The sequence below is a fragment of the Streptomyces sp. 11x1 genome, assembly GCF_032598905.1.
Taxonomy (GTDB): domain Bacteria; phylum Actinomycetota; class Actinomycetes; order Streptomycetales; family Streptomycetaceae; genus Streptomyces.
On record NZ_CP122458.1, the window covers coordinates 1848142 to 1867319 of the forward strand.

The 19178-nt window shown below is 71.3% G+C and carries 19 protein-coding genes and 1 pseudogene; 8 read left to right on the forward strand and 12 right to left on the reverse strand.

The window, feature by feature from the left end; all coding sequences use genetic code 11:
* Positions 1 to 238: 238 nt before the first annotated feature.
* Together P8T65_RS08185 and P8T65_RS08190 are read right to left on the reverse strand one after the other, a co-directional pair.
* On the reverse strand, positions 239 to 904 hold the full coding sequence (locus tag P8T65_RS08185; RefSeq protein ID WP_316724693.1) for a response regulator transcription factor: 666 nt from the start codon (positions 902 to 904) through the stop codon (positions 239 to 241).
* An 838-nt stretch (positions 905 to 1742) separates the two neighbouring features.
* Positions 1743 to 3788 carry a Xaa-Pro dipeptidyl-peptidase gene (locus P8T65_RS08190; protein WP_399098548.1) on the reverse strand — a complete coding sequence of 682 codons (2046 nt, stop codon included), beginning with the start codon at positions 3786 to 3788 and terminating at the stop codon, positions 1743 to 1745.
* Between the two features lie 426 nt (positions 3789 to 4214).
* On the opposite strand from P8T65_RS08190, the gene P8T65_RS08195 reads away from it, so the two are divergent.
* From P8T65_RS08195 to P8T65_RS08215, 5 genes and pseudogenes are all read left to right on the forward strand, one after another.
* Positions 4215 to 4697 (forward strand): DUF2795 domain-containing protein, encoded by a 483-nt coding sequence (locus P8T65_RS08195; RefSeq protein ID WP_399098550.1) that lies wholly within the window; start codon positions 4215 to 4217, stop codon positions 4695 to 4697.
* Positions 4698 to 4784: 87 nt separating this feature from the next.
* Positions 4785 to 5207, forward strand: a pseudogene (locus tag P8T65_RS08200) (CBS domain-containing protein); the annotation flags it as partial.
* 407 nt (positions 5208 to 5614) lie between these two features.
* The gene (locus tag P8T65_RS08205) at positions 5615 to 7111 is read left to right on the forward strand and encodes an ornithine decarboxylase (RefSeq protein ID WP_316724695.1); all 1497 of its coding nucleotides are present in this window, start codon (positions 5615 to 5617) and stop codon (positions 7109 to 7111) included.
* A 109-nt stretch (positions 7112 to 7220) separates the two neighbouring features.
* Complete coding sequence (locus tag P8T65_RS08210) at positions 7221 to 7763, forward strand: type 1 glutamine amidotransferase domain-containing protein (protein ID WP_316724696.1); 543 nt, start codon at positions 7221 to 7223, stop codon at positions 7761 to 7763.
* The gene (locus tag P8T65_RS08215; RefSeq protein WP_316724697.1) at positions 7763 to 9868 is read left to right on the forward strand and encodes a catalase; all 2106 of its coding nucleotides are present in this window, start codon (positions 7763 to 7765) and stop codon (positions 9866 to 9868) included. Before P8T65_RS08210 ends, P8T65_RS08215 begins: the two co-directional genes overlap by 1 nt.
* A gap of 163 nt (positions 9869 to 10031) precedes the next feature.
* Here P8T65_RS08215 and P8T65_RS08220 read toward each other — a convergent pair whose 3' ends face one another.
* The 3 genes from P8T65_RS08220 to P8T65_RS08230 form a co-directional block, all read right to left on the reverse strand.
* Positions 10032 to 10625 carry a TIGR03086 family metal-binding protein gene (locus tag P8T65_RS08220; RefSeq protein WP_316724698.1) on the reverse strand — a complete coding sequence of 198 codons (594 nt, stop codon included), beginning with the start codon at positions 10623 to 10625 and terminating at the stop codon, positions 10032 to 10034.
* A complete protein-coding gene (locus tag P8T65_RS08225) occupies positions 10622 to 10855 on the reverse strand; it encodes a DUF6158 family protein (protein ID WP_215450621.1) in 234 nt (77 codons plus the stop codon). The genes P8T65_RS08220 and P8T65_RS08225 overlap by 4 nt, the downstream gene beginning before the upstream one ends.
* An 89-nt stretch (positions 10856 to 10944) precedes the next feature.
* Entirely contained in the window at positions 10945 to 12564 is a 1620-nt protein-coding gene (locus tag P8T65_RS08230) for an ATP-binding cassette domain-containing protein (protein ID WP_316724701.1), read from the reverse strand.
* 270 nt (positions 12565 to 12834) lie between these two features.
* Here P8T65_RS08230 and P8T65_RS08235 point away from each other — a divergent pair, with 270 nt between their 5' ends.
* The 3 genes from P8T65_RS08235 (at position 12835) to P8T65_RS08245 (ending at position 15489) form a co-directional block, all read left to right on the forward strand.
* Entirely contained in the window at positions 12835 to 14328 is a 1494-nt protein-coding gene (locus P8T65_RS08235; RefSeq protein WP_316724702.1) for a phosphatase PAP2 family protein, read from the forward strand.
* Positions 14329 to 14453: 125 nt separating this feature from the next.
* Positions 14454 to 15275, forward strand: coding sequence for a class I SAM-dependent methyltransferase (locus P8T65_RS08240; protein ID WP_316724704.1), 822 nt, complete (start codon positions 14454 to 14456; stop codon positions 15273 to 15275).
* 43 nt (positions 15276 to 15318) lie between these two features.
* Positions 15319 to 15489 carry a hydrophobic protein gene (locus P8T65_RS08245; protein ID WP_316724706.1) on the forward strand — a complete coding sequence of 57 codons (171 nt, stop codon included), beginning with the start codon at positions 15319 to 15321 and terminating at the stop codon, positions 15487 to 15489.
* A gap of 2 nt (positions 15490 to 15491) precedes the next feature.
* Here P8T65_RS08245 and P8T65_RS08250 read toward each other — a convergent pair whose 3' ends face one another.
* Genes P8T65_RS08250 through P8T65_RS08280 form a run of 7 tightly spaced genes read right to left on the reverse strand, consistent with a single transcriptional unit; the run spans position 15492 to position 19171 of the window.
* The gene (locus P8T65_RS08250) at positions 15492 to 15773 is read right to left on the reverse strand and encodes a gas vesicle protein K (RefSeq protein ID WP_316724707.1); all 282 of its coding nucleotides are present in this window, start codon (positions 15771 to 15773) and stop codon (positions 15492 to 15494) included.
* Positions 15770 to 15958, reverse strand: a complete 189-nt coding sequence (locus P8T65_RS08255; RefSeq protein ID WP_316724708.1) for a gas vesicle protein — start codon at positions 15956 to 15958, stop codon at positions 15770 to 15772. The genes P8T65_RS08250 and P8T65_RS08255 overlap by 4 nt, the downstream gene beginning before the upstream one ends.
* Positions 15955 to 16728 (reverse strand): GvpL/GvpF family gas vesicle protein, encoded by a 774-nt coding sequence (locus tag P8T65_RS08260; RefSeq protein ID WP_316724709.1) that lies wholly within the window; start codon positions 16726 to 16728, stop codon positions 15955 to 15957. Before P8T65_RS08260 ends, P8T65_RS08255 begins: the two co-directional genes overlap by 4 nt.
* Positions 16725 to 17090: a gas vesicle protein gene (locus P8T65_RS08265; RefSeq protein WP_316724710.1), complete on the reverse strand. Its 366-nt coding sequence runs from the start codon at positions 17088 to 17090 to the stop codon at positions 16725 to 16727. The genes P8T65_RS08260 and P8T65_RS08265 overlap by 4 nt, the downstream gene beginning before the upstream one ends.
* Positions 17087 to 18295 carry an SRPBCC family protein gene (locus P8T65_RS08270; RefSeq protein ID WP_316724711.1) on the reverse strand — a complete coding sequence of 403 codons (1209 nt, stop codon included), beginning with the start codon at positions 18293 to 18295 and terminating at the stop codon, positions 17087 to 17089. The genes P8T65_RS08265 and P8T65_RS08270 overlap by 4 nt, the downstream gene beginning before the upstream one ends.
* Positions 18288 to 18911, reverse strand: coding sequence for a DNA primase (locus P8T65_RS08275; protein ID WP_316724712.1), 624 nt, complete (start codon positions 18909 to 18911; stop codon positions 18288 to 18290). The genes P8T65_RS08270 and P8T65_RS08275 overlap by 8 nt, the downstream gene beginning before the upstream one ends.
* The gene (locus tag P8T65_RS08280; RefSeq protein ID WP_316724713.1) at positions 18908 to 19171 is read right to left on the reverse strand and encodes a gas vesicle protein GvpG; all 264 of its coding nucleotides are present in this window, start codon (positions 19169 to 19171) and stop codon (positions 18908 to 18910) included. Before P8T65_RS08280 ends, P8T65_RS08275 begins: the two co-directional genes overlap by 4 nt.
* Between the last annotated feature and the right edge of the window lie 7 nt (positions 19172 to 19178).

Consider the following 19178-nt stretch of genomic DNA (forward strand, 5'->3'; position numbering starts at 1 on the left):
TCTCGGCTCAGCGTCTGTTCTTACTTCGAGTCTGCCGTCTCGCCACTGACCTACCAGCAAATCAAGATCGGCGACACCCAGGACAGGGTGCGCGAGCTGACCGGCGGCGACAGCATGACCGCCCGCAAAGCGGGCCGGTTCTGCTTCCACGACGCCAAGCTCGCGCAGAAGGTCGAGATCCGGACGCCGTAGGCGGAACCCGGCAAGCCGACGCTTCGCGTGGGCTCGACGAGGCGGATCAGGAACGGCTGCCTGGCGGAAGAACTCCGGCATCATGCGCCAGGATCGCCGCCTGAACCCGGTTGGTGCAGCCAAGGACGGAGAGGATGCGACTGACGTGAGACTTGGCGGTGCCTTCACTCATCAGCAGCGCCTTGGCGATCTCAGCGTTCGAGCAGCCCTCACGCAGCAGGCACAGCACGTCGCGCTCGCGGTCGGTCAGAGCCGCGACACGGCGCCGCGCATCGTCGGCCTGGCTCACGTCGCGGTTGACGTGGCGATCGATCAACTGCTGGGTGACCCGGGGCGACAGGACGGGCTCACCGGCGGCCGCCACCCGGACAGCCCTGATCAGGTCGTCGGGCGGGGTGTCCTTGAGCAGAAACCCCGCAGCGCCGCAGCGCAGCGCCCGGGTGACGTACTCTTCCTCACCGAAGGTGGTCAGCATGACCACGCTCGTCCGCGGCGCCACCGTTCTTATCTCGACGGCCGCGGCCAGCCCGTCGACGCCAGGCATGCGAATGTCCAGCAGCGCGACGTCAACGAGGTGCTTGCGAGCGAGCTCGACGGCGCCGGCACCGTTGTCCGCCTCGGCCACGATCTCGATGTCATCGGCGACGTCGAGCACGAACCGGATCCCGGCGCGGATCAACGCCTCGTCGTCGGCCAACAGCACCCGAATCACCCTGCCACCCCCCTCAGTCAGCCGCGACGTCCCCGACGGCCGACGCGCGAGCCGACTCCGGTCAGAACGCGGCGAGTGCCGCAGGCGTTGGCACCCAATTATCGACGGACGGCATGGCGACGCACACCGAACGGCAAAGTGCGGCACTTCAGGCTGGTCTGACGGCAATTTCCCCGCCTCCGGCTCACGGTCGGCCCGGGTGGCTGATGTCGAGTCGGTCACCCGGAACGTGATGATTGCCCCCGGAGCGGCGTGCGGCCGCCGGTGGTGGCCGAACCGGCGGAATCGGCGGCTGGTGGAGATGACTGCACGGATGACCGACGCGGCGAAGACGGTGCTGAAGCAGTGGCGAACCACGGTCTCGCTGTCGGGGAGCGTGAGGGCTTCCGCCGCCCTCAGGACCGAAAGATGCCGACCGTTTCGGCCACTGCCGCGCGGACGAGTTCGGCCGCGGGCAGGTCTGCCCACCGGCTGGTGTCGGCGAATACCTGCCGGTCACTGGGCACTTCGCCGACGGCACCACGGCGCAGCACGACGTGTTGGTCGGCGTCGACGGCATCGACTCACTGGCCCGACGCACGCTGTGGGGCCCCAAGCAGGAGCATCGGCTGCACATCTTCGGCGGATTCACCATCACAGGGCGACGCCGAGCACACCCGACCTCGCCGTACGCCGCCTGCGGAGCCGGTATGTCCACCGAGGACGGCTGCTTCCTCGGCCGCGCGCTGCGCGGCGTCGACCTCACTGCCCCACAGCACACCTCACAAAGCTACGAGGACCAGGTGAGCGCCGTCGCCCGGAAGGCGGGCGGCCGGGCATGCCCGGCCGCCCGCCTCGGTCAGTTGCCGGGGACGCGCTGTGCGGTGTGCGGTGCCCGCACGCCGTCCAGGACCCTGGCCTCGGGTGCGGTGGAGGTGCCGCCCGAGGTGGCGCGGGTGAACGCGGCGGCGCCGCCGAGGAGCGGGACGCGAACCGACGTACGGGCCAGGTCCAGGGTGAGCGTCGGGGTGGTGGACGGCGGTTCGATGAGGTTCTTGTCCGTGCCCGCGACGATCAGGGCCAGGCGGTGCCCCTTGGGGACGACGTGGTCGGTGGCCGCGAGGTCGAGCGTGATGGTGTAAGCCTTGCCCGGGGTGAGCGGGACCCCCTTGCGGTCGGAGGCGTGGTTGCCGAGGTCGGCCCACCCGCGGCTGAACACGGTGTAGTCGACGGACCTCTTCTTCGCCCGCGTTGCCTTGAAGCACGCGCTGTCCCGCTTGGTGCTGCTGCCCCAACAGGTGCGGTTGGTGAGGGTGGTGATGCCCTCGGCCTTGTCGGCGTGGTCCCGGATGGTGTCGGGGCCGAGGTCGACGAGGACGGCGGACAGATGGGCCGTCGACGTGGTCGGGGTGGCGGTGACGGTGACCTTGGAGGAGCCGGACAGACGTAGGTCGCTGGTGAGCGGCTTCGTCAGGAAGCCGGCCTTCTCGGGCGTCGTGCTGCCGATCCGCGCCGCCCAGTCGGTTTCGCCGCGCGCGCGGTTGTCGGTGAACGTCTCGGTGCCGGTGCTCTTGTTCAGGCCGAGGGTCCCCACGCCCGGCCGACTGCCGATGGCCGGGTGAAGGGTGGTGGTGTGCGTGTCGCGCGACGGCCACACGTTCGAGGTGACCCACTGGTCGGGGTGCCGCTCGATGTCGGCCATGGGCTCACGGTCGATGCCGTTGTCGTAGCCGAGGAGTTCGTGGTCGAACCAGCGGTGCAGGGCATGGACCCAGTCGGCGCGCCGGAAGTCGAAGGGGTCGACGTGACCGGTCTGGGAAAGCCAGATCTTGCGCTCGACGCCGTTCTTCGCGAGGGCGTCCCACCACTGCCCGAAATGCTTGGCGCGGACGTTGAGGTCTTGCATCCCGTGCACGAGAAACACGCTCGCGCGTACCTTCGCCGCGTCCTTGACGTAGTCGCGCTCAGTCCACAGGGGCGTCCTGTCACCGCTGCGCGGGGCCCCGTCGACGAGCTTGCGCTCCATGGCCGCACAGCGCCTGGAGGCGTCGTCGCTCTGCACTGCGAAGGACAGCCAGTCGGGGCCGAACTCCGAAAACGGGGCACCCTTGGCGAAGTAGTAGTCGTACCAGGAGGAGATCGCGCTGATCGGAACGATCGTCTTCAGGCCCTTGACGCCGGTGGCGGCGACGCCGTTGGCTATGGTGCCGTCCCAGCTCTTGCCGATCATGCCCGTGCGGCCGTTGGTCCAGGTCGCCTTGACGGCGGTGCCGCCGCGCCGGCTGGTGTAGGCCCTGGCGCGGCCGTTCAACCAGTCGACGACGGCCTTCGCGGACCGGATGTCGCTGCGGCCGCCGACATCGACGCAGCCGTCGGAGCGGTTGGTGCCGGCGAGGTCGACGCCGACGAAGGCGTAGCCGCGGGGAACGAAGTAGTTGTCGTAGAACAGCGGCATCCGGCCGACGCGACCGCGCGTGTCGTACGTCTTCTTCTGGCTCTCGTTGCCGCGCCCGCAGCAGGAGTAGTACGGGCTGGCGTCCATGATGACGGGGACCTTGCGGCCCAGCCGGGCGGGTTCGCGGGGCCGGACGATGTCGGCGGCGACGCGGTCGTTCCTGCCGTCGCCATCGCCGTCGAGGCCGGTGTCCACCCAGACGGACTCACGGACGGCATGGGCGTAGGAGTAGACCGGTCGGCTCTCCTTCGGGGCGGGGGCGGCCCGGGCCGCCGCCGGGGTGAGGAAGGTGGCCAGCAGGGCGGCCACGGAGGCGGTCGCGTACGTTCTGTAGATCGTGAAGCGCGTGCGTTTCCCCGTACGCGGAGGCGGCCCAACGACCGCGGGCACGGGCACGATGATCGCGTGCCATGGAGGTGGCGTTTCGTGCGAGAACTCTGTCTGAGTCATGCGCACAACGTCGCCGGTCCGGACGCCTGGACGCGTCTGCCAAGCTTCCGCACCACCCCCGCCGAACGGCAGAGGACGCCGAGCCGATCGACCATCACCGGGAGCGGCTCCGGTGTCGCGGCGGGAACCGAGATGCGCCTGCGTCGTGTCCCTGCAACTCTCCGTCCCGGCCGCGTTCTGCTTGAGGATCAGGGGGTCTGTCAAACGATTTGCAGTCCCGCGGAACCACGAACGCGTTCCGGGATCAGGGCCACGAGGACTGAACTTTTTCCTTTCGTCCGACAACGGCGACGGTGCGTCCTGAGGCACGCGCCACCGGTTCCGCGCGCCGCCGGTCCGCGCCCCGGAGGTCCGTGACCCGGCTCCCCCGTGTCGGTGCCGGGTGTTCGGGTACGCGGGGGCCACCAACCGATCTGGAGGGGAGTCATGCAGCGAGGCAGCGACCGGATGAGCGCCCACCGCGACGACGAGATGAAGCACGAACTGCAGGGATTGCTCCGATCTGGGCATCCCACCCGGACGGAGGAGTGGAACGACCCCGAGCCCTACGCAGAGGACGATCCGGAGGTGGCGCACGGGCCGGTGACGCCGAGCCGGGCGCCCGCGCGGGTGGAGGCGCTGCGGCTGGACCTGGCCCGGGTCCTGGGCCGTACGTCGTTCCCGGCGGGCCCCGCCGAGCTGATCCGGGTCCTGCGGGACCGGCACGCCCCGGACGGGCTGGTCGCGCCCCTGGAGCGACTGCCGCGGAAGGCCCGCTACGACTCGGTCCACCAACTCGCTGAGGCGGTGGTCCAGGTCCAGGACGAGAGCGGTGGGACCGGGGGAGCCGGAGCGGCCGGAGAAGCGAGGGGTGGGGCCGCGCGGCCCCCGGCGGAGGCCACGGAATCCACACACGACGGGGACACATAGGGCCCCTCCTCGCGGGTACTGCGGGCAAGGTCACGCCGATGCGGGCGCGACCCCGGTCGAGACGGAGCGGCGAGAGGCCCGGAGACCATGGCCGAGTTCGTGAGGGAAGTCATGACGCCAGGTGTGGCGACGGTCCGCCCGGACGCCTCCCTCGTGGAGGCTGCGCAGCTGATGCGCGCCCAGAACATCGGGGACGTGCTCGTCGCGGCCGACGGACACGTGATCGGGGTTCTGAAGGACCGCGACATCACCCTGCGGGCCGTCGCCGACGGGGCCGACCCGCTGACAGTGAGCGCCCAGGCCGTCTGCACCCCGAACCCGGTCGTGATCGGCCCGGACGACGCGGTGTCCGCCGCCGTCGCGCGGATGCGCGACCACGCGATACGCCGACTGCCCGTCATGGAGGGCGGACACCCGGTGGGCATGGTCAGCCTCGGCGACCTGGCCGTCTCCCAGGACCCGGGCTCGACGCTCGCCCACATCAGCCGGGCATCCCCCGAACCATGGCCACGGACCGACCGAACCGCCGGGACCAGCCCGGGAGCGGACCGGTTATTCGCCACCGACTCAGGAACGGACCGGCTCTCCGGCGCCGACCCAGGGGCGGACCGGCTCTCCGGCGCCGACCGAGGTCCGGACCAGATCTGCGGGGCCGACCCGCGGACGGCCTCGGGCTCGGGATCCGGTTCCGAAACAAACCCGGGCTCCGGCGTCGGCCCGGGGCCGGTCCCGGCCTGACCGGGCGGCTCGCCTCCGACGGACCGTGGCGGCGCGCCCCGCCCACCGACACCAGCCAGCCGGCTGAACCGCCGCCGACGCACACCACCAACGCCGACCCCGTCCCGACATCCCCAGCCCCGACCCCAAGCGCGCCCCCGGCCCCCACCCCGCATCGGACAGCCACCGGCACGGAGACCATGGACGACGACAGCGTGACCACCGATCAGCGGCCCGACCACTCCCGTACCCCCGTCCTGGAGGCCCTGGAGCGCTACCGGCGCGCCGACCGCCGGCCTTTCTCACCGCCCGGCCACAAGGGTGGCGTGGGCGTGGACGCGCGGGTCGCCCTGACGCTCGGTCCCGATGTGATCGCCTCGGACGTGCTCGCCCTGAACGGCCTGGACGACCGGCGGATGTCCGGCCGGGTCCTGGAGCGGGCCGAGGAGCTGATGGCGCACGCCGTCGACGCGGACCGGGCCTACTTCTCGGCCTGCGGCAGTTCCCTGCCGGTGAAGGCGTCGATGCTGGCGGTCGCCGGGCCGGGCGAGAAGCTGCTGGTCGCGCACAACGCCCACAAGTCCGTGATCGCGGGCGTGATCCTGGCCGGCATCGAACCGGTGTGGGTGCGCCCGCGCTGGGACGCCGAGCACCGGCTGTCGCATCCGCCGGGCCCCGAGCAGGTCACCGAGGCCTTCGAGCGGGCGCCCGACGCGAAAGGCATGCTGCTGGTCACACCCACGGCGTACGGCACCTGCGCGGACATCGCCGCCGTCGCGGAGGTCTGCCACGCGCGCGGCCGCCCGCTGACCGTCGACGAGGCGTGGGGCGCCCATCTGCCGTTCCACGAGGCCCTGCCGAGCTGGGCCATGGACGCGGGCGCCGACCTGTGTGTGACGTCGGTGCACCAGATGGGGGCGGGCCTGGAGCAGGGCTCGGTGTTCCATCTGCGGGGCGACCTGGTCGATCCGGCGGTGCTCAGGCTCCGCGGCGGCCTGCTCAACACCACCAGTCCGTCGGTCCTGATGTGGGCGGCGCTGGACGGGTGGCGGCGGCAGTTGGTGGAGCGCGGCCATGAACTCCTGGACCGGGCGCTGAGGTTGGCGACCCGGCTGCGTACCGAGGTGGCCGCGCTGCCCGGACTCGTCCCGCTGGCCGACGCCGAACTCGCCGGTCCCGACCGGGCGTTCGCGTACGACCCGCTGATGGTCGTGATCGACGTCTCCGGCCTCGGTACGAGCGGGTACGCGGCCGTCGAGTGGCTGCGCGAGCACCACCGGGTGGATCTCGGGCTCGGCGACCACCGACGTGTCGTGGCCCAACTCACCCACGCCGACACGGAGGAGAGCTGCGCGGCGCTCCTCGACGCCCTCACGGACCTCGTGAAGCGTCGCGAGTCGCTGCCGCCGCGGCCGGACGTACGGCTGCCCGAGCCGGAGGAGCTGGAGCTGGAGAGCGTGCTGCTCCCCCGCGACGCCTTCTTCGGGCCGGTGGACCAGGTGCCGCCGGCGGAGGCCGTGGGCCGGGTGGCGGCGGAGCCCGCCAGCCCCTATCCGCCCGGAGTGCCGGTGATCTGTCCGGGCGAGCGGATCAACCGGGCGGTCGTGGAGTACCTCGGGTCGGGCGTGGAGCACGGCATGTACGTACCCGATCCGTCGGACCCGGAGCTGCGCGCCCTGCGGGTGGTGGCCCGATGACCGCCGGCGGACCGGGCACGGCGCACAGCCCGGAACAAGGCACGCAACAAGGCCTGGAACAACGCACGGAACAACACGGGGAAAGGCAAGGAGAGGAGACCGAGCAGCCATGCGTATCGCATTCCTGACAGCCCCCGAGGGTGTCGAGCAGATCGAGCTGACCGAGCCATGGCAGGCGGCGGAGAACGCCGGTCACGAACCCGTCCTGGTGTCGACGAAGCCCGGTCGTATTCAGGCCTTCGACCATCTCGACAAGGCGGACACGTTCGCCGTGGACGCCGTGGTGGGCGAGGCGCCGCCCGAGTCGTTCGACGCGCTGGTCCTGCCCGGCGGGGTGGCCAACCCCGACTTCCTGCGTATGGACGACAAGGCCGTGTCGTTCACCCGGTCGTTCTTCGAGCGGGGCCGTCCGGTCGCGGCGATCTGTCACGCGCCGTGGACGCTGGTGGAGGCGGACGTGGTGCGCGGCCGGGTCCTGACGTCGTGGCCGAGTCTGCGCACGGACATCCGCAACGCGGGCGGCACCTGGGTGGACGAGCAGGTGCGGATCTGCGACCACGGCCCCAACAAGCTCGTGACCAGCCGCAAACCGGACGACCTCAAGGCGTTCTGTGAGGCGTTCCTCGACGTGTTCTCCCAGGAGGCCGCCTGATGACCTCTCCCCAGGACCGCAAGCAGGAGCAGCGCGAGGCGGCCCACCCGGTCGACCCGGCGTCGGGGCCCCTCACCACCGACCAGGGCGTGGCCGTCGACCACACCGACGACTCGCTGACCGTCGGTGAGCGCGGGCCGACCCTGATGGAGGACTTCCACTTCCGGGAGAAGCTCACCCACTTCGACCACGAGCGGATCCCGGAGCGAGTGGTCCACGCCCGGGGCGCGGGGGCGTACGGGTACTTCGAACCGTACGTGTCCTGCGCGGAGTTCACCCGCGCGGCGTTCCTCCAGGACCCGTCGGTCCGCACCCCCGTCTTCGTGCGGTTCTCGACCGTGCAGGGGCCGCGCGGGTCGGCGGACACCGTGCGGGACGTACGCGGCTTCGCGACCAAGTTCTATACGTCCGAGGGCAATTACGACCTGGTGGGGAACAACTTCCCGGTCTTCTTCGTCCAGGACGGGATCAAGTTCCCCGACTTCGTGCACGCGGTGAAGCCGGAGCCGCACAACGACATCCCGACGGGCGCCTCCGCGCACGACACGCTCTGGGACTTCGTGTCCCTCCAGCCGGAGACGCTGCACGCGATCATGTGGCTGATGTCCGACCGGGCGATCCCGCGCAGCTACCGCATGATGCAGGGCTTCGGCGTGCACACCTTCCGCTTCGTGACCGCCGACGGGCGGGGCACCTTCGTGAAGTTCCACTGGAAGCCGAAGCTGGGCACGCACGCACTGGTGTGGGACGAGGCGCAGGAGTGCCAGGGCCGGGACCCGGACTTCAGCCGCCGGGACCTGTGGGACGCCATCGAGGCCGGCGAGTTCCCGGAGTGGGAGCTGGGCGTCCAACTCGTGCCGGAGGAGGACGAGTTCGCCTTCGACTTCGATCTGCTCGACGCCACGAAGCTCATCCCGGAGGAGCAGGTGCCGGTACGGCCGATCGGCCGGATGGTGCTGGACCGCAACCCCGAGAACTTCTTCGCGGAGACGGAACAGGTCGCCTTCCACACGGCGAACGTCGTCCCGGGCATCGACTTCACCAATGACCCGCTCCTGCAGGCCCGTAACTTCTCCTACCTGGACACCCAGCTGATCCGCCTGGGCGGCCCCAACTTCAGCCAGCTGCCGGTGAACCGGCCCGTGGCGCCGGTGCGCACCAACCACCGCGACGGCTACCACCAGTCGGCGATCCATCGCGGCACGAACTACTTCCCGAACTCCCTCGGCGGAGGCTGCCCGGCCCATGCGGGCGCCGACCCGCACGCCTACGCGCACCTCGCCGAGCGCGTCGACGGTGCCAAGATCCGCCGCCGCAGCGAGAGTTTCAAGGACCATCACAGCCAGCCCGCGCTGTTCTGGAACAGCATGGCGCCCTGGGAGAGGCAGCACATCGTGGCCGCCTTCCGCTTCGAACTGGGCAAGGTCGGGGCCCTCTCCGTCCGCGCTCGTACGGTGGAGCAACTGGTGAAGGTGGACCCGGAGTTGGCGGCCGAGGTGGCGAAGGGCATCGGGGTGCCCGTCCCGTCGGACGCCGAGCCGGGGGCGTACAAGCTCAGTTCCCCGGCCCTCAGTCTGGAGGCGCAGCGCGGTCCCGGTTCCATCCGCACCCGGCAGATCGCGGTTCTGGTCTCCGACGGTGTGGACGCCGAGCAGGTGACCGGTGTGCGGGAGGCGCTGGCGGCCGAGGGCGCGATCGTGGAGGCCATCGCGGCCCAGGACGGCACCGTACGCGGCGCGGACGGCGCGGGGTACACCGTGGACCGGGCCCTGCCGACGGTGGCCTCCGTCCTGTACGACGCGGTGTTCCTGCCCGGTGGTCCGGTCGGCACCCCGTCCCAGGCCGCCGACCTCGACGCGATGCGCTTCGTCCGCGACGCCTACCGGCACGGCAAGCCGATCGGCGCCCTGGGGTCCGGCGTCGGGGTCGTCGCCGCCCTCCGGCCGGAGGGTGTCCGGCTCTCCTCCGAGTTCCACCATGTGGTGGCGGACCGGGGCGTGGTGACGGACACGGCCCAGGGCACCGCGAGCGAGGACTTCACCAGGGAGTTCGTGGCGGCGATCGCGGCCCACCGCCACTGGGACCGCCCGCCGACCCACTGCTGACGAACGACGATCACACGGGCCTTGGGCGCCTCTCGGTAAGGGGCGCCCAAGGCCCTTCCCGTTCAGGGGCGCGAGGAACTGCTCGATCAACCACGACGCACCCGCATCCCGCAGCACACCCGACGGCCCCGAGCTCCGAACGGCCCCCTACGCCCTCGCCCCCCTACGGCCGCCGCCCGAGCAGACACAACAACCTGGTCTGCGCGTCCGCCCCCACGGGCGGAGCCACCGGCGCCCCGAACAGCCCGCTCTTCTCCAGATCACCGGCATACGGGGCGATCTCGTCGGCCGCGAACCGCACCAGCTCCCCCGGCAGCCGCTCGTCCGCTCCGATCGCCCGGGACAGGTCCCACGCGTGCACGACGAGATCGGCGACCATCTGCGCGCAGTACGCGGTCGCCGGGGTGTCGCCGTAGGAGAGGTGGACCGTGCGTTCCAGCGCGCCGGGCGCCGTGAACGCCTCCCGCGCGGAGTGGGCGGCGGTGTCCCAGGAGGCCGCCGGGTCGGGGCCCAGCAGGTCGCCCCCAAAGGTGTCGCCGACCTCCTCGATCATGCAGCCGTCCCGTACCAGCGAGGGCACCCACAGCTGCTCGGAGACGAGGTGGTTGACGAGGTCGCGGACCGACCACTCGGCGCAGGGCGTGTCGGCGCCCCACTGGTCGTCCCGGACGGCGTGGACCCTCGCGCCGAAGAGGTCCTGTGCCTCGGCGTGCCGGTCGAGCAGCGCACGCGTCCCCGCGCTCGCCCCGGGTCTCATGGCGTCGCCGGCCCTCGATCCCGCGCTCCGTCGCGCGTACGGCCCGAGACGACCGGCCGGCGCGGATGGCGGCGCAGATACTCGCCCTCCAGCTGGGCCATCCGTTCGTTGTGGGTGCGCAGCGCCTCGGTCGACCCGTGCAGCAGCGTGTCGTGCCGCGTGCGGTGGATCGACTCCAGTTCCTTCATCAACTGCTGGTCGTCCAGCTGGTCCGGGTGCACTCCGGTCATGGTGGTACCCCGATCTCGGTGGTCCTCCCTCCACTGTACGAAGATCCGGGGCCCCGGGCCCCCGCGCGGACGGCAGCCGAGGACAGGGCCTAGCGGGCGCGCTCCACGCGGCGCTCGTCCCACACGGGCTCCGGGGTCTCCCGTACGCGACCGTCCGAACCGAAGACCAGAAAGCGGTCGAACGAACGAGCGAACCAGCGGTCGTGGGTGACGGCGAGGACCGTGCCCTCGAAGGTCTCCAGGCCCTCTTGCAATGCCTCCGCGGACTCCAGGTCGAGGTTGTCCGTGGGCTCGTCGAGGAGCAGCGCGGTGACGCCCTGCAACTCCAGCAGCAGGATCTGGAAGCGGGCCTGCTGGCCGCCGGAGAGCCGATCGAACGGCTGCTCGGCCTGCTTGGTCAGCTCGTAGCGGCGCAGCCGGGACATGGCGGCGCCCCGGTCCTGGGCGTGCTCCTTCCACAGGATGTCGAGCAGCGGGCGCCCTTCCAGCTCCGGGTGGGCGTGTGTCTGCGCGAAGTGCCCCGGCAGGACCCTGGCACCGAGCTTCCACTCGCCCGTGTGGGCGACCTCGTCACCGGCGAGCAGCCGCAGGAAGTGCGACTTTCCCGAGCCGTTGGAACCGAGGACGGCGACCCGTTCGCCGTAGAAGACCTCCAGGTCGAAGGGATTCATCAGGCCGGTCAGCTCAAGTGCCTTGCAGGTGACCGCCCTGACGCCCGTACGACCGCCCTTGATCCGCATGGTGATGTCCTGCTCGCGCGGCGGCTCCGGCGGCGGTCCGGCCTCCTCGAACTTGCGCAGCCGGGTCTGGGCGGCCTGGTAGCGGGAGGCCAGCGCGACGCTGTTCTCGGCCGCCTGGCGGAGGTTCAGCACGAGCTTCTTCAGCTGCTCGTGCTTCTCGTCCCAGCGTCTGCGCAGTTCCTCGAAGCGCTCGAAGCGCTGTCGCCTGGCCGCGTGGTAGGTGTCGAAGCCGCCGCCGTGCACCCAGGCGTCCGCGCCCGCCGGTCCCGGCTCCACGCTGACGATCTTCTCGGCGGCTCGGGAGAGCAGTTCCCGGTCGTGCGAGACGAACAGGACGGTCTTGCGGGTCTCCTTCAGCCGCTCCTCCAGCCAGCGCTTGCCGGGGACGTCGAGGTAGTTGTCGGGCTCGTCGAGGAGGAGGACCTGGTCGGTGCCGCGCAGCAGTGCCTCCAGGACGAGCCGCTTCTGCTCACCGCCGGAGAGCGTCCGCACCTGCCGCCACTGCGCCTTCTCGTACGGCACGCCGAGCGCGGCCACGGTGCAGATGTCCCACAGGGTCTCCGCCTCGTAGCCGCGCGCCTCGGCCCAGTCGGAGAGGGCCTGCGCGTACGCCAGCTGGGCCGCCTCGTCGTCCACGGTCATCATCGCGTGCTCGGCGGCGTCGACCGCCTTCGCGGCCTCCCTGATCCTCGGCTGCGCCACCGACACCAGCAGGTCCCGCACGGTCGTCTCGTCCCGCACGGAGCCCACGAACTGCCGCATCACCCCGAGGCCACCGGTGACGGTCACCGATCCGCCGTGCGGCTTCAGCTCACCGGAGATCAGCCGCAGCAGCGTCGTCTTCCCGGCCCCGTTGGGCCCGACGAGCGCGACCACCGCCCCCTCCCCCACCCGGAAGGACACGTCCCCGAGCAGCGCCCTCCCGTCCGGCAGGTAGTACTCCAGATGAGCGGCTTCGAGATGTCCCATGGGGCGCATTGTCCGAGCCGCGCCACCACACGGGCAAATCCATTTCGTTGTCGGGCGTGGGTGCCTTGTCGGGTGCCGGTCCGGTGGGGCTGGACGCGCTGTTCCCCGCGCCCCTTGCTTTCGGCCCGAAAGGGCCGTAGGCCCTTGAGGGGCGCGGGGAACAGCGCGAGAAGCCCCACTCACCCGCACCCGGCAACGCAACCCCACCCACCCTCACCGAACCCCACCCCGCCCGACACGGTTCCGTCGCCATGGGGTACCCGTGGACCCATGACCCCAGACGTCGACCTCACCGTCCGCCCCCCGGGCCACCACATCCTCCGCGACCGTTTCCTCGCCGCGGACAGCCGCCTCTTCGACGCGGTGGCGACCCGCGACTGGCCGGGTGCCCATCCCCTCCTGCCGAAGCTGAGCCGGGCCGCGAACCACGGGGTGCTGTGGTTCGCCACGGCGGCGGCGATCGCGGCGACCCGGAGTCCGCGGGCCCGCAGGGCGGCCGTCCGGGGCGTCGCCTCGCTCGCGCTCGCCTCGGCGACCATCAACACCCTCGGCAAGCGCTCGATCCGCCGCCCCCGCCCGGCCCTGCACAACGTGCCGCTGACCCGTCAGCTGAAGCGCCAGCCGATCACCACGTCGTTCCCGTCGGGCCACTCCGCCTCCGCCGCCGCCTTCGCCGCCGGTGTCGCCCTGGAGTCGCGCGGCTGGGGCGCCGCGGTCGCCCCGCTGGCCACCGCGGTGGCGCTGTCCCGCGTGTACACCGGCGTGCACTTCCCGAGCGACGTCCTGGTGGGCGCCGCCCTGGGCGTGGGCGCCGCCTACGCCGTGCGGGGCATGGTGCCCACCCGCGACCGGCTGCCGCCGCCCGGCCGCCCCTACGTGGACGCGCCCGCCCTGCCGGACGGCGAGGGTCTGGTCGTGGTCGCCAACCGCGCCTCCGGCACGTCGGACCGGGTGCGCGCCCTGCGGGACGTGCTGCCCGGGGCCGAGACCGTGGAGTGCGAGCCGGAGGATGTGCGCGCCGAGCTGGAGAAGGCCGCCACCCGGGCCCGGGTGCTCGGCGTGTGCGGCGGCGACGGCACGGTGAACTCCGCCGCCGAGGTGGCCCTGCGCCATGGAATCCCCCTCGCCGTCCTGCCCGGCGGCACCCTCAACCACTTCGCGTACGACCTCGGCGTGGAGGACGTACGCGACCTGGGCCGCGCGGTGCGCCAGGGCGAGGCCGTCAGGGTGGACCTCGGGCACTTCACCACCGGCGACACGGAGGGCCACTTCCTCAACACCTTCAGCCTCGGTGTCTACCCCGACCTGGTGCGTGAGCGCGAGCGCTGGGAGAAGGCGCTCGGCGGCTGGCCGGCGGGGGTCATCGCGGCCCTGCGGGTCCTGCGCTCCGACCGGCATCCGCTCCAGGCCACCTTCGAGGGCCGGCCCCGTCCGATCTGGCTGCTCTTCGCGGGCAACGGCACCTACCGCCGGCTGGGCCTCGCCCCGGCCCGGCGCTTCGACCTGGCCGACGGGCTGCTGGACGTCCGTGTCGTGCACGGCGGCCGCCGCCCGGCCCTGCGACTACTGGCCGCGGCTGCCGCGGGCCCGCTGCCCCGGAGCCCGGCCCATGCGGCGGTCCACGTACGGCGGCTCCGGGTGGACGGCATCGCGCCGGGCGCCCTCCTCGCGTACGACGGCGAAGTCACCGAGGTGAAGGGCGATCTGACGCTCCGGAAGATCCCGGAGGCCCTGACGGTGTACCGGCCCGTACCGATGCGCTGACCCCCTCCGCCACCCACGCACCGAGTGTCCACAATTCAAGACGGCGGTCTCACTATTCGGGGGACCCGCGTACGGTTCGAGGACGAACCCGCGGTTGTCGCGGCCCTCGCGGAAGGGGAACGGCCATGCCGAAGGCACAGGAGACCGCCGTCTACACGCACGGGCACCACGAGTCGGTGCTGCGCTCACACACCTGGCGCACGGCCGCCAACTCGGCGGCCTACCTCCTCGGTTCACTGAAGCCGCACATGAAGGTCCTGGACATCGGCTGCGGTCCGGGCACCATCACCGCGGACCTGGCCGCCCTGGTCCAGGACGGCCATGTCACCGGTGTCGACCACGCGCCCGGCATCCTGGACCAGGCCCGGGCCACGGCCGCCGAACGCGGCCTGGAGAACGTGGACTTCGCCGTCGCGGACGTCCACGCCCTGGACTTCCCGGACGACAGCTTCTGCGTGGTCCACGCCCACCAGGTACTCCAGCACGTCGGCGATCCGGTGCAGGCACTGCGCGAGATGCGCCGGGTGACCAGGCCCGGCGGGATCCTCGCCGTCCGCGACTCGGACTACGCCGCGATGACCTGGTACCCCGAGTCGGCCGGCATGGACGACTGGCTGGACCTGTACCGCCGGGTCGCGCGCGCCAACGGCGGTGAGCCCGACGCGGGGCGCCGGCTGAAGTCCTGGGCGCTGCGCGCCGGGCTCACCGACATCACGGCCACCTCCGCCACCTGGACCTACGCCACGGCTCGGGAACGGGCGTGGTGGAGCGGACTGTGGGCGGACCGGACGGTTGCCTCCGCCTACGCCGACCGGGCCACCGAGGGCGGCCATGCCGCGGCCGGGCAATTGCGGGCGATCGCGGATTCCTGGCGGGAATGGGGAGAGCAGGAGGACGGCTGGTTCGCTGTACTCCACGGAGAAATTCTCTGCCGTGAGGCGGCCTGAAAGCGGGAATTCTGGTAACCCGGACCATCAGGAGGTTCGCATAATGGTTCCCATCCTGTTGGTACTGCTTCTGATTCTGGTGCTCTTCGGCGCCGGATTCGCGGTGAAGGTTCTCTGGTACATCGCCCTGGCCGTCCTGGTGCTGTGGCTCCTCGGCTTCCTGCTGCGCGGCACGTCCGCCTCCGGAGGAAGGAGCCGCTGGTACAGGTGGTGACGTCACTCCCGCGGTAGCAACGGTCCGAGCGGCCCGAGGTCCAGATTCAGGTCCTCGGGCCGCAGCCCGTAGCGCTCGCGCAGCTCGGTCATACGCTCGTCCAGCAGCATCAGCGTGAGCCCGATGCGCTCCTCCTGGTCCTCCGACAGCTCACCGGTGTCGAAGCGCCGCAGAGCCTGCCGCTCCATGAGCTGACGGAGCAGCTCGACGACGGTCAGGACCAGCTTGACCAGGTCCCTCTCGACCGTGTCGGGCTCCAGTTCGAGACGGTTGCGGCCGGTCACTCGGCTCCTCCCCAAGGCGACGGGACCTGTGCGTTCACGGAGCTGATCAGCGCGTTCAGATCGATGCGGACGAGGTCGACGTCCGCGATGCGCAGGGTGAGGTCCCCGGTGATGACGACCCCGCCGGCCAGCAGCCGGTCGAGGAGGTCGACGAGGGCGACCTCACGACGTTCGATCACGGTCACGTGCTCTCCTCCCCCGTGCCGGTCTCCCCGCTGAAGGAATAGGCGGCCCACGGCCCGGTCAGTTCCACCCGCAATCCCGGTTCCTCGCCCTTCGTGCGGTCCACCAGTTCCACGAACTCCTCGGAATGCGCGCGCGGCACCAGATAGGCCGCGTTCAGCACATTGCGTCCGGGAACTCCGGAGAGCGCGGAATTCTGCGGGGCGTGCAGCCGGGTGTCCTCGGCGAATTGCGCGAGAGTTTCGTGCAGCCGGCGGGCGAACCGGTCGGCGTTCTCCCACAACTCCTCGTGGGCCCGGTGGCTCCGCCGCCGCTGCCGCAGATAGTCCCGCCCGCTGGAGACCTTCGCGGGCGCCTGGGCCTCCTCCCGCTCCTCGGACTCCGCGTAGACCTTGACGCCCCACTCCACCCGGCCCGAGAGCCGGTCCAGAGTGCGCCGGAAGCCCTCCTCGCGGGCCTCCAGCATGACCCGTACGCCGCTGTCGTCGCGGAAGACGGTGCCGAGCCGGAGCGGCAGGGGCGTGGTGACCACGGTGAGGGCGTCGATCACGCTCTGGTGGGCCCGGGCGGTCTCCGTCAGCCAGTCCAGGTCCTCCAGATGGGCGCGGAGCGGCTGCTCCGCGAAGTCGCGCTCCGGCACCTCGCTGACCACGGCGATCAGATCGTGGTGGCGCAGCTGCCGGGGCGGCGCGCCCGCGACCCCTTTGAGCTGGGACTGGAGCGCCGCGTCGAAGGGGCGGCAGACGGCGTACACATACCGCAGTCCGGTCATGAGGGCTCCTCTCTGGCGCGGCCGCGTCCGATGGCCGACTCCGGCTCCCGCCGGTACCCGCCGTCGTCCAGCTCCGCGAGCCGGGCGCGCAACTCGGCGTTCTCACGGGAGAGTTCGTCGCGGCGGGCGTTGGACGACAGCGCCGGGTCGGTCTCCCACCAGTCGATCCCCATCTCCTTGGCCTTGTCGACGGAGGCGACGATCAGGCGCAGCTTGATGGTGAGCAGTTCGATGTCGAGCAGGTTGATGCGGATGTCACCCGCGATCACCAGGCCCTTGTCGAGGACGCGCTCCAGGATGTCGGCCAGGTTGGCACTCCCGTTCTGCCCGTACGGCTCGGGGACTCGGCTCGGGAACGTCATCGTCGACTCCCGCCCACGGCGGCCCGCTCCTCGTCCTCATCCTCGTACGGTTCCTCCTCACTGTCCTCCTCGGCGTCGTCCTCGGCCTCGGGAACGTCCTCGTACGCCTCCTCCGGTACCTCTTCCGGGTCCTCCAGGTCGCCTTCCTCGTCCTCTTCGACGTACCCTTCGGCCTCCTCGTACTCGTCCGGCTCGGCCTCGTCGGCGTCCTCGTCCTCCTCGTACTCGCCCTCGGCCTCGCCGTCCTCCGACGCCTCGTCGTCGGGCAGCTCCTCCTGCTCCTCGTCCTCCCGCTCCTCCTCGGCGAGGGCGTCCTCGTGGCTGACGACGACGTCGCCGTCGCGGATCTCGCCGCGCCAGCCGTCCTCGGCCTCGCCCCTGAGAGTGATGAATCGGGCGAAGTTCTTGAGGTCGAGCCGGGCCCGGCGGCCCTGGGCGCGCCAGATGTTGCCGGTCTTCTCGAAGAGGCCCTGCGGGTAGTACTCCATCACCAGCAGGACCCGCGTGAGGTCGTCGGCGAGGGAGTGGAAGGTGACCGCGCCCTTCGTGGTGCCCTTGGCGCCCTCCGACGTCCAGGTGATCCGCTGGTCGGGCACCTGTTCGGTGGTGTGGGCCTTCCAGCTGCGGTTGGACCAGAAGACCTTCAGCTGCCAGTCGGAGTGGGTGTCGTCGGCCCGGTTGGCGCTCTTCACCCCCTTGGCGAAGGTGCTGAAGCTCTGGTACTGGGTCCACTGGTCGTACGCGGTGCGCAGCGGCACCCCGACGTCGATGGACTCGATGATCACCGTGGGCTTGCTGCCCGAGCCGCCCTTGCCCTTGCCCTTGTCCTTGCCGCCGAAGAGATTCTTGAGCCCGCCGAGCACGTTGTCCTTGGCGCGGCCCGCGCCCACCTCCAGAGCGGTGCGCAGCGGCCCCTTGCCCTCGGCGAGCTTGCGGCCGCCGTCGAGGGCCAGCTTGGCGAAGCCGGGGCTGTTGCCGTCGGCGATGTCGTTGAGCTTGCCGGTCGTCTCGCCGAGTTTGCGGCCGGCGCCGACGAGGAGCCGCTGGACCTGGGCGGCCAGATACTCCTGGGCCTCGGCCTTGAGGTGATCGACGGCCTCGCTGTGGGCGACGTCGGAGAGCGGATTGCTCTTCGTCGCGTCCTTCGCCCGGTCCGCCGCCTCGCCGGTAGCGCGGCCGGTCGCCGTTCCGAGGGTCTCAGTCATCACCGTCGCCTCCCCTCGTCGTCCGTGACCGCGTGGCCTTGCGAGCAGCCTTCTTGGCCGGTGCGGTCCTCTTCGCCGGTGCGGTCCTCTTCGTCTGAGCCGCCTTCTTCGCCGGGGCGGTCCTCTTGGCGGCCGTCTTCTTGGCGGCGGCCTTCTTGGGCGGGGGCTTCTTCGCCGCCTGCCCGCGCGGGGAGCGCCTCGACCGCTCGTCGGACTCGCGGTCGGGTCCCGAGTCCTCGGGCTCGCGGTCCTCGGGCTCGCGGTCCTCGTCCTCGTCGCGCCCCGACGCATCCGGCGTCACCCCGGCGAGCTGGTCGCGCACCTGCGAGGTGCGCCCGTGCAGACGGCCGGCGATCCCTTCGATCTGCCGCTCCACCAGCGCACCGGTGGCCGCCTTGCCAGCACCGCGCAGGTCTTCGCGCAGCTGGTCCCCCAGCTCCTTGAACTGCGGGTTGTTCTGCAGCTGCTGGGACACCAGCTCCGCGAGCGCCCGCGGGCTGAGGTGCATCCGCTTGCCGGCCACCATGGTGCCGACGGCGAACGCGAGTTTCATCTTCTTGGTACGTCCGAGGACGTATCCGGCCCCTACGGCGAGGCCCAGTCCTATTCGATTCATTGTGTCGTCCCGTTGCCGGTTCCTGTGCTCCTCTGCGTGCTGATCTCCAGCCGGTCGAGGAGCTCGTCCTCCAGGCGGTCGAACTCCTCCTCATCGATCTCGCCCGCTTCGAGCCGATGCTCGAGGCGGGCGAGATCGGCGCGGACGGACGCCGGGTCGTAGTACTGGCGCTCGGCCTCGGTGAGCACCTGTCTCACCGTCCAGAGGCTGCCGCGCACCGGCGCGAACGGCAGCAGCAGTACCTCTGTGATCAGTCCCATGCACTCG

Excerpts from the sequence above, each read along its gene's own strand:
- P8T65_RS08205 (WP_316724695.1), top strand. The coding sequence starts at position 5,615 with ATGGACGACGACAGCGTGACCACCGATCAGCGGCCCGACCACTCCCGT.
- P8T65_RS08245 (WP_316724706.1), top strand. The coding sequence starts at position 15,319 with ATGGTTCCCATCCTGTTGGTACTGCTTCTGATTCTGGTGCTCTTCGGC.
- P8T65_RS08210 (WP_316724696.1), top strand. The coding sequence starts at position 7,221 with ATGCGTATCGCATTCCTGACAGCCCCCGAGGGTGTCGAGCAGATCGAG.
- P8T65_RS08190 (WP_399098548.1), bottom strand. The coding sequence starts at position 3,788 with ATGACTCAGACAGAGTTCTCGCACGAAACGCCACCTCCATGGCACGCG.
- P8T65_RS08275 (WP_316724712.1), bottom strand. The coding sequence starts at position 18,911 with ATGAATCGAATAGGACTGGGCCTCGCCGTAGGGGCCGGATACGTCCTC.
- P8T65_RS08235 (WP_316724702.1), top strand. The coding sequence starts at position 12,835 with ATGACCCCAGACGTCGACCTCACCGTCCGCCCCCCGGGCCACCACATC.
- P8T65_RS08270 (WP_316724711.1), bottom strand. The coding sequence starts at position 18,295 with ATGACTGAGACCCTCGGAACGGCGACCGGCCGCGCTACCGGCGAGGCG.
- P8T65_RS08265 (WP_316724710.1), bottom strand. The coding sequence starts at position 17,090 with ATGACGTTCCCGAGCCGAGTCCCCGAGCCGTACGGGCAGAACGGGAGT.
- P8T65_RS08225 (WP_215450621.1), bottom strand. The coding sequence starts at position 10,855 with ATGACCGGAGTGCACCCGGACCAGCTGGACGACCAGCAGTTGATGAAG.
- P8T65_RS08230 (WP_316724701.1), bottom strand. The coding sequence starts at position 12,564 with ATGGGACATCTCGAAGCCGCTCATCTGGAGTACTACCTGCCGGACGGG.
- P8T65_RS08220 (WP_316724698.1), bottom strand. The coding sequence starts at position 10,625 with ATGAGACCCGGGGCGAGCGCGGGGACGCGTGCGCTGCTCGACCGGCAC.
- P8T65_RS08195 (WP_399098550.1), top strand. The coding sequence starts at position 4,215 with ATGCAGCGAGGCAGCGACCGGATGAGCGCCCACCGCGACGACGAGATG.
- P8T65_RS08280 (WP_316724713.1), bottom strand. The coding sequence starts at position 19,171 with ATGGGACTGATCACAGAGGTACTGCTGCTGCCGTTCGCGCCGGTGCGC.
- P8T65_RS08240 (WP_316724704.1), top strand. The coding sequence starts at position 14,454 with ATGCCGAAGGCACAGGAGACCGCCGTCTACACGCACGGGCACCACGAG.
- P8T65_RS08215 (WP_316724697.1), top strand. The coding sequence starts at position 7,763 with ATGACCTCTCCCCAGGACCGCAAGCAGGAGCAGCGCGAGGCGGCCCAC.
- P8T65_RS08260 (WP_316724709.1), bottom strand. The coding sequence starts at position 16,728 with ATGACCGGACTGCGGTATGTGTACGCCGTCTGCCGCCCCTTCGACGCG.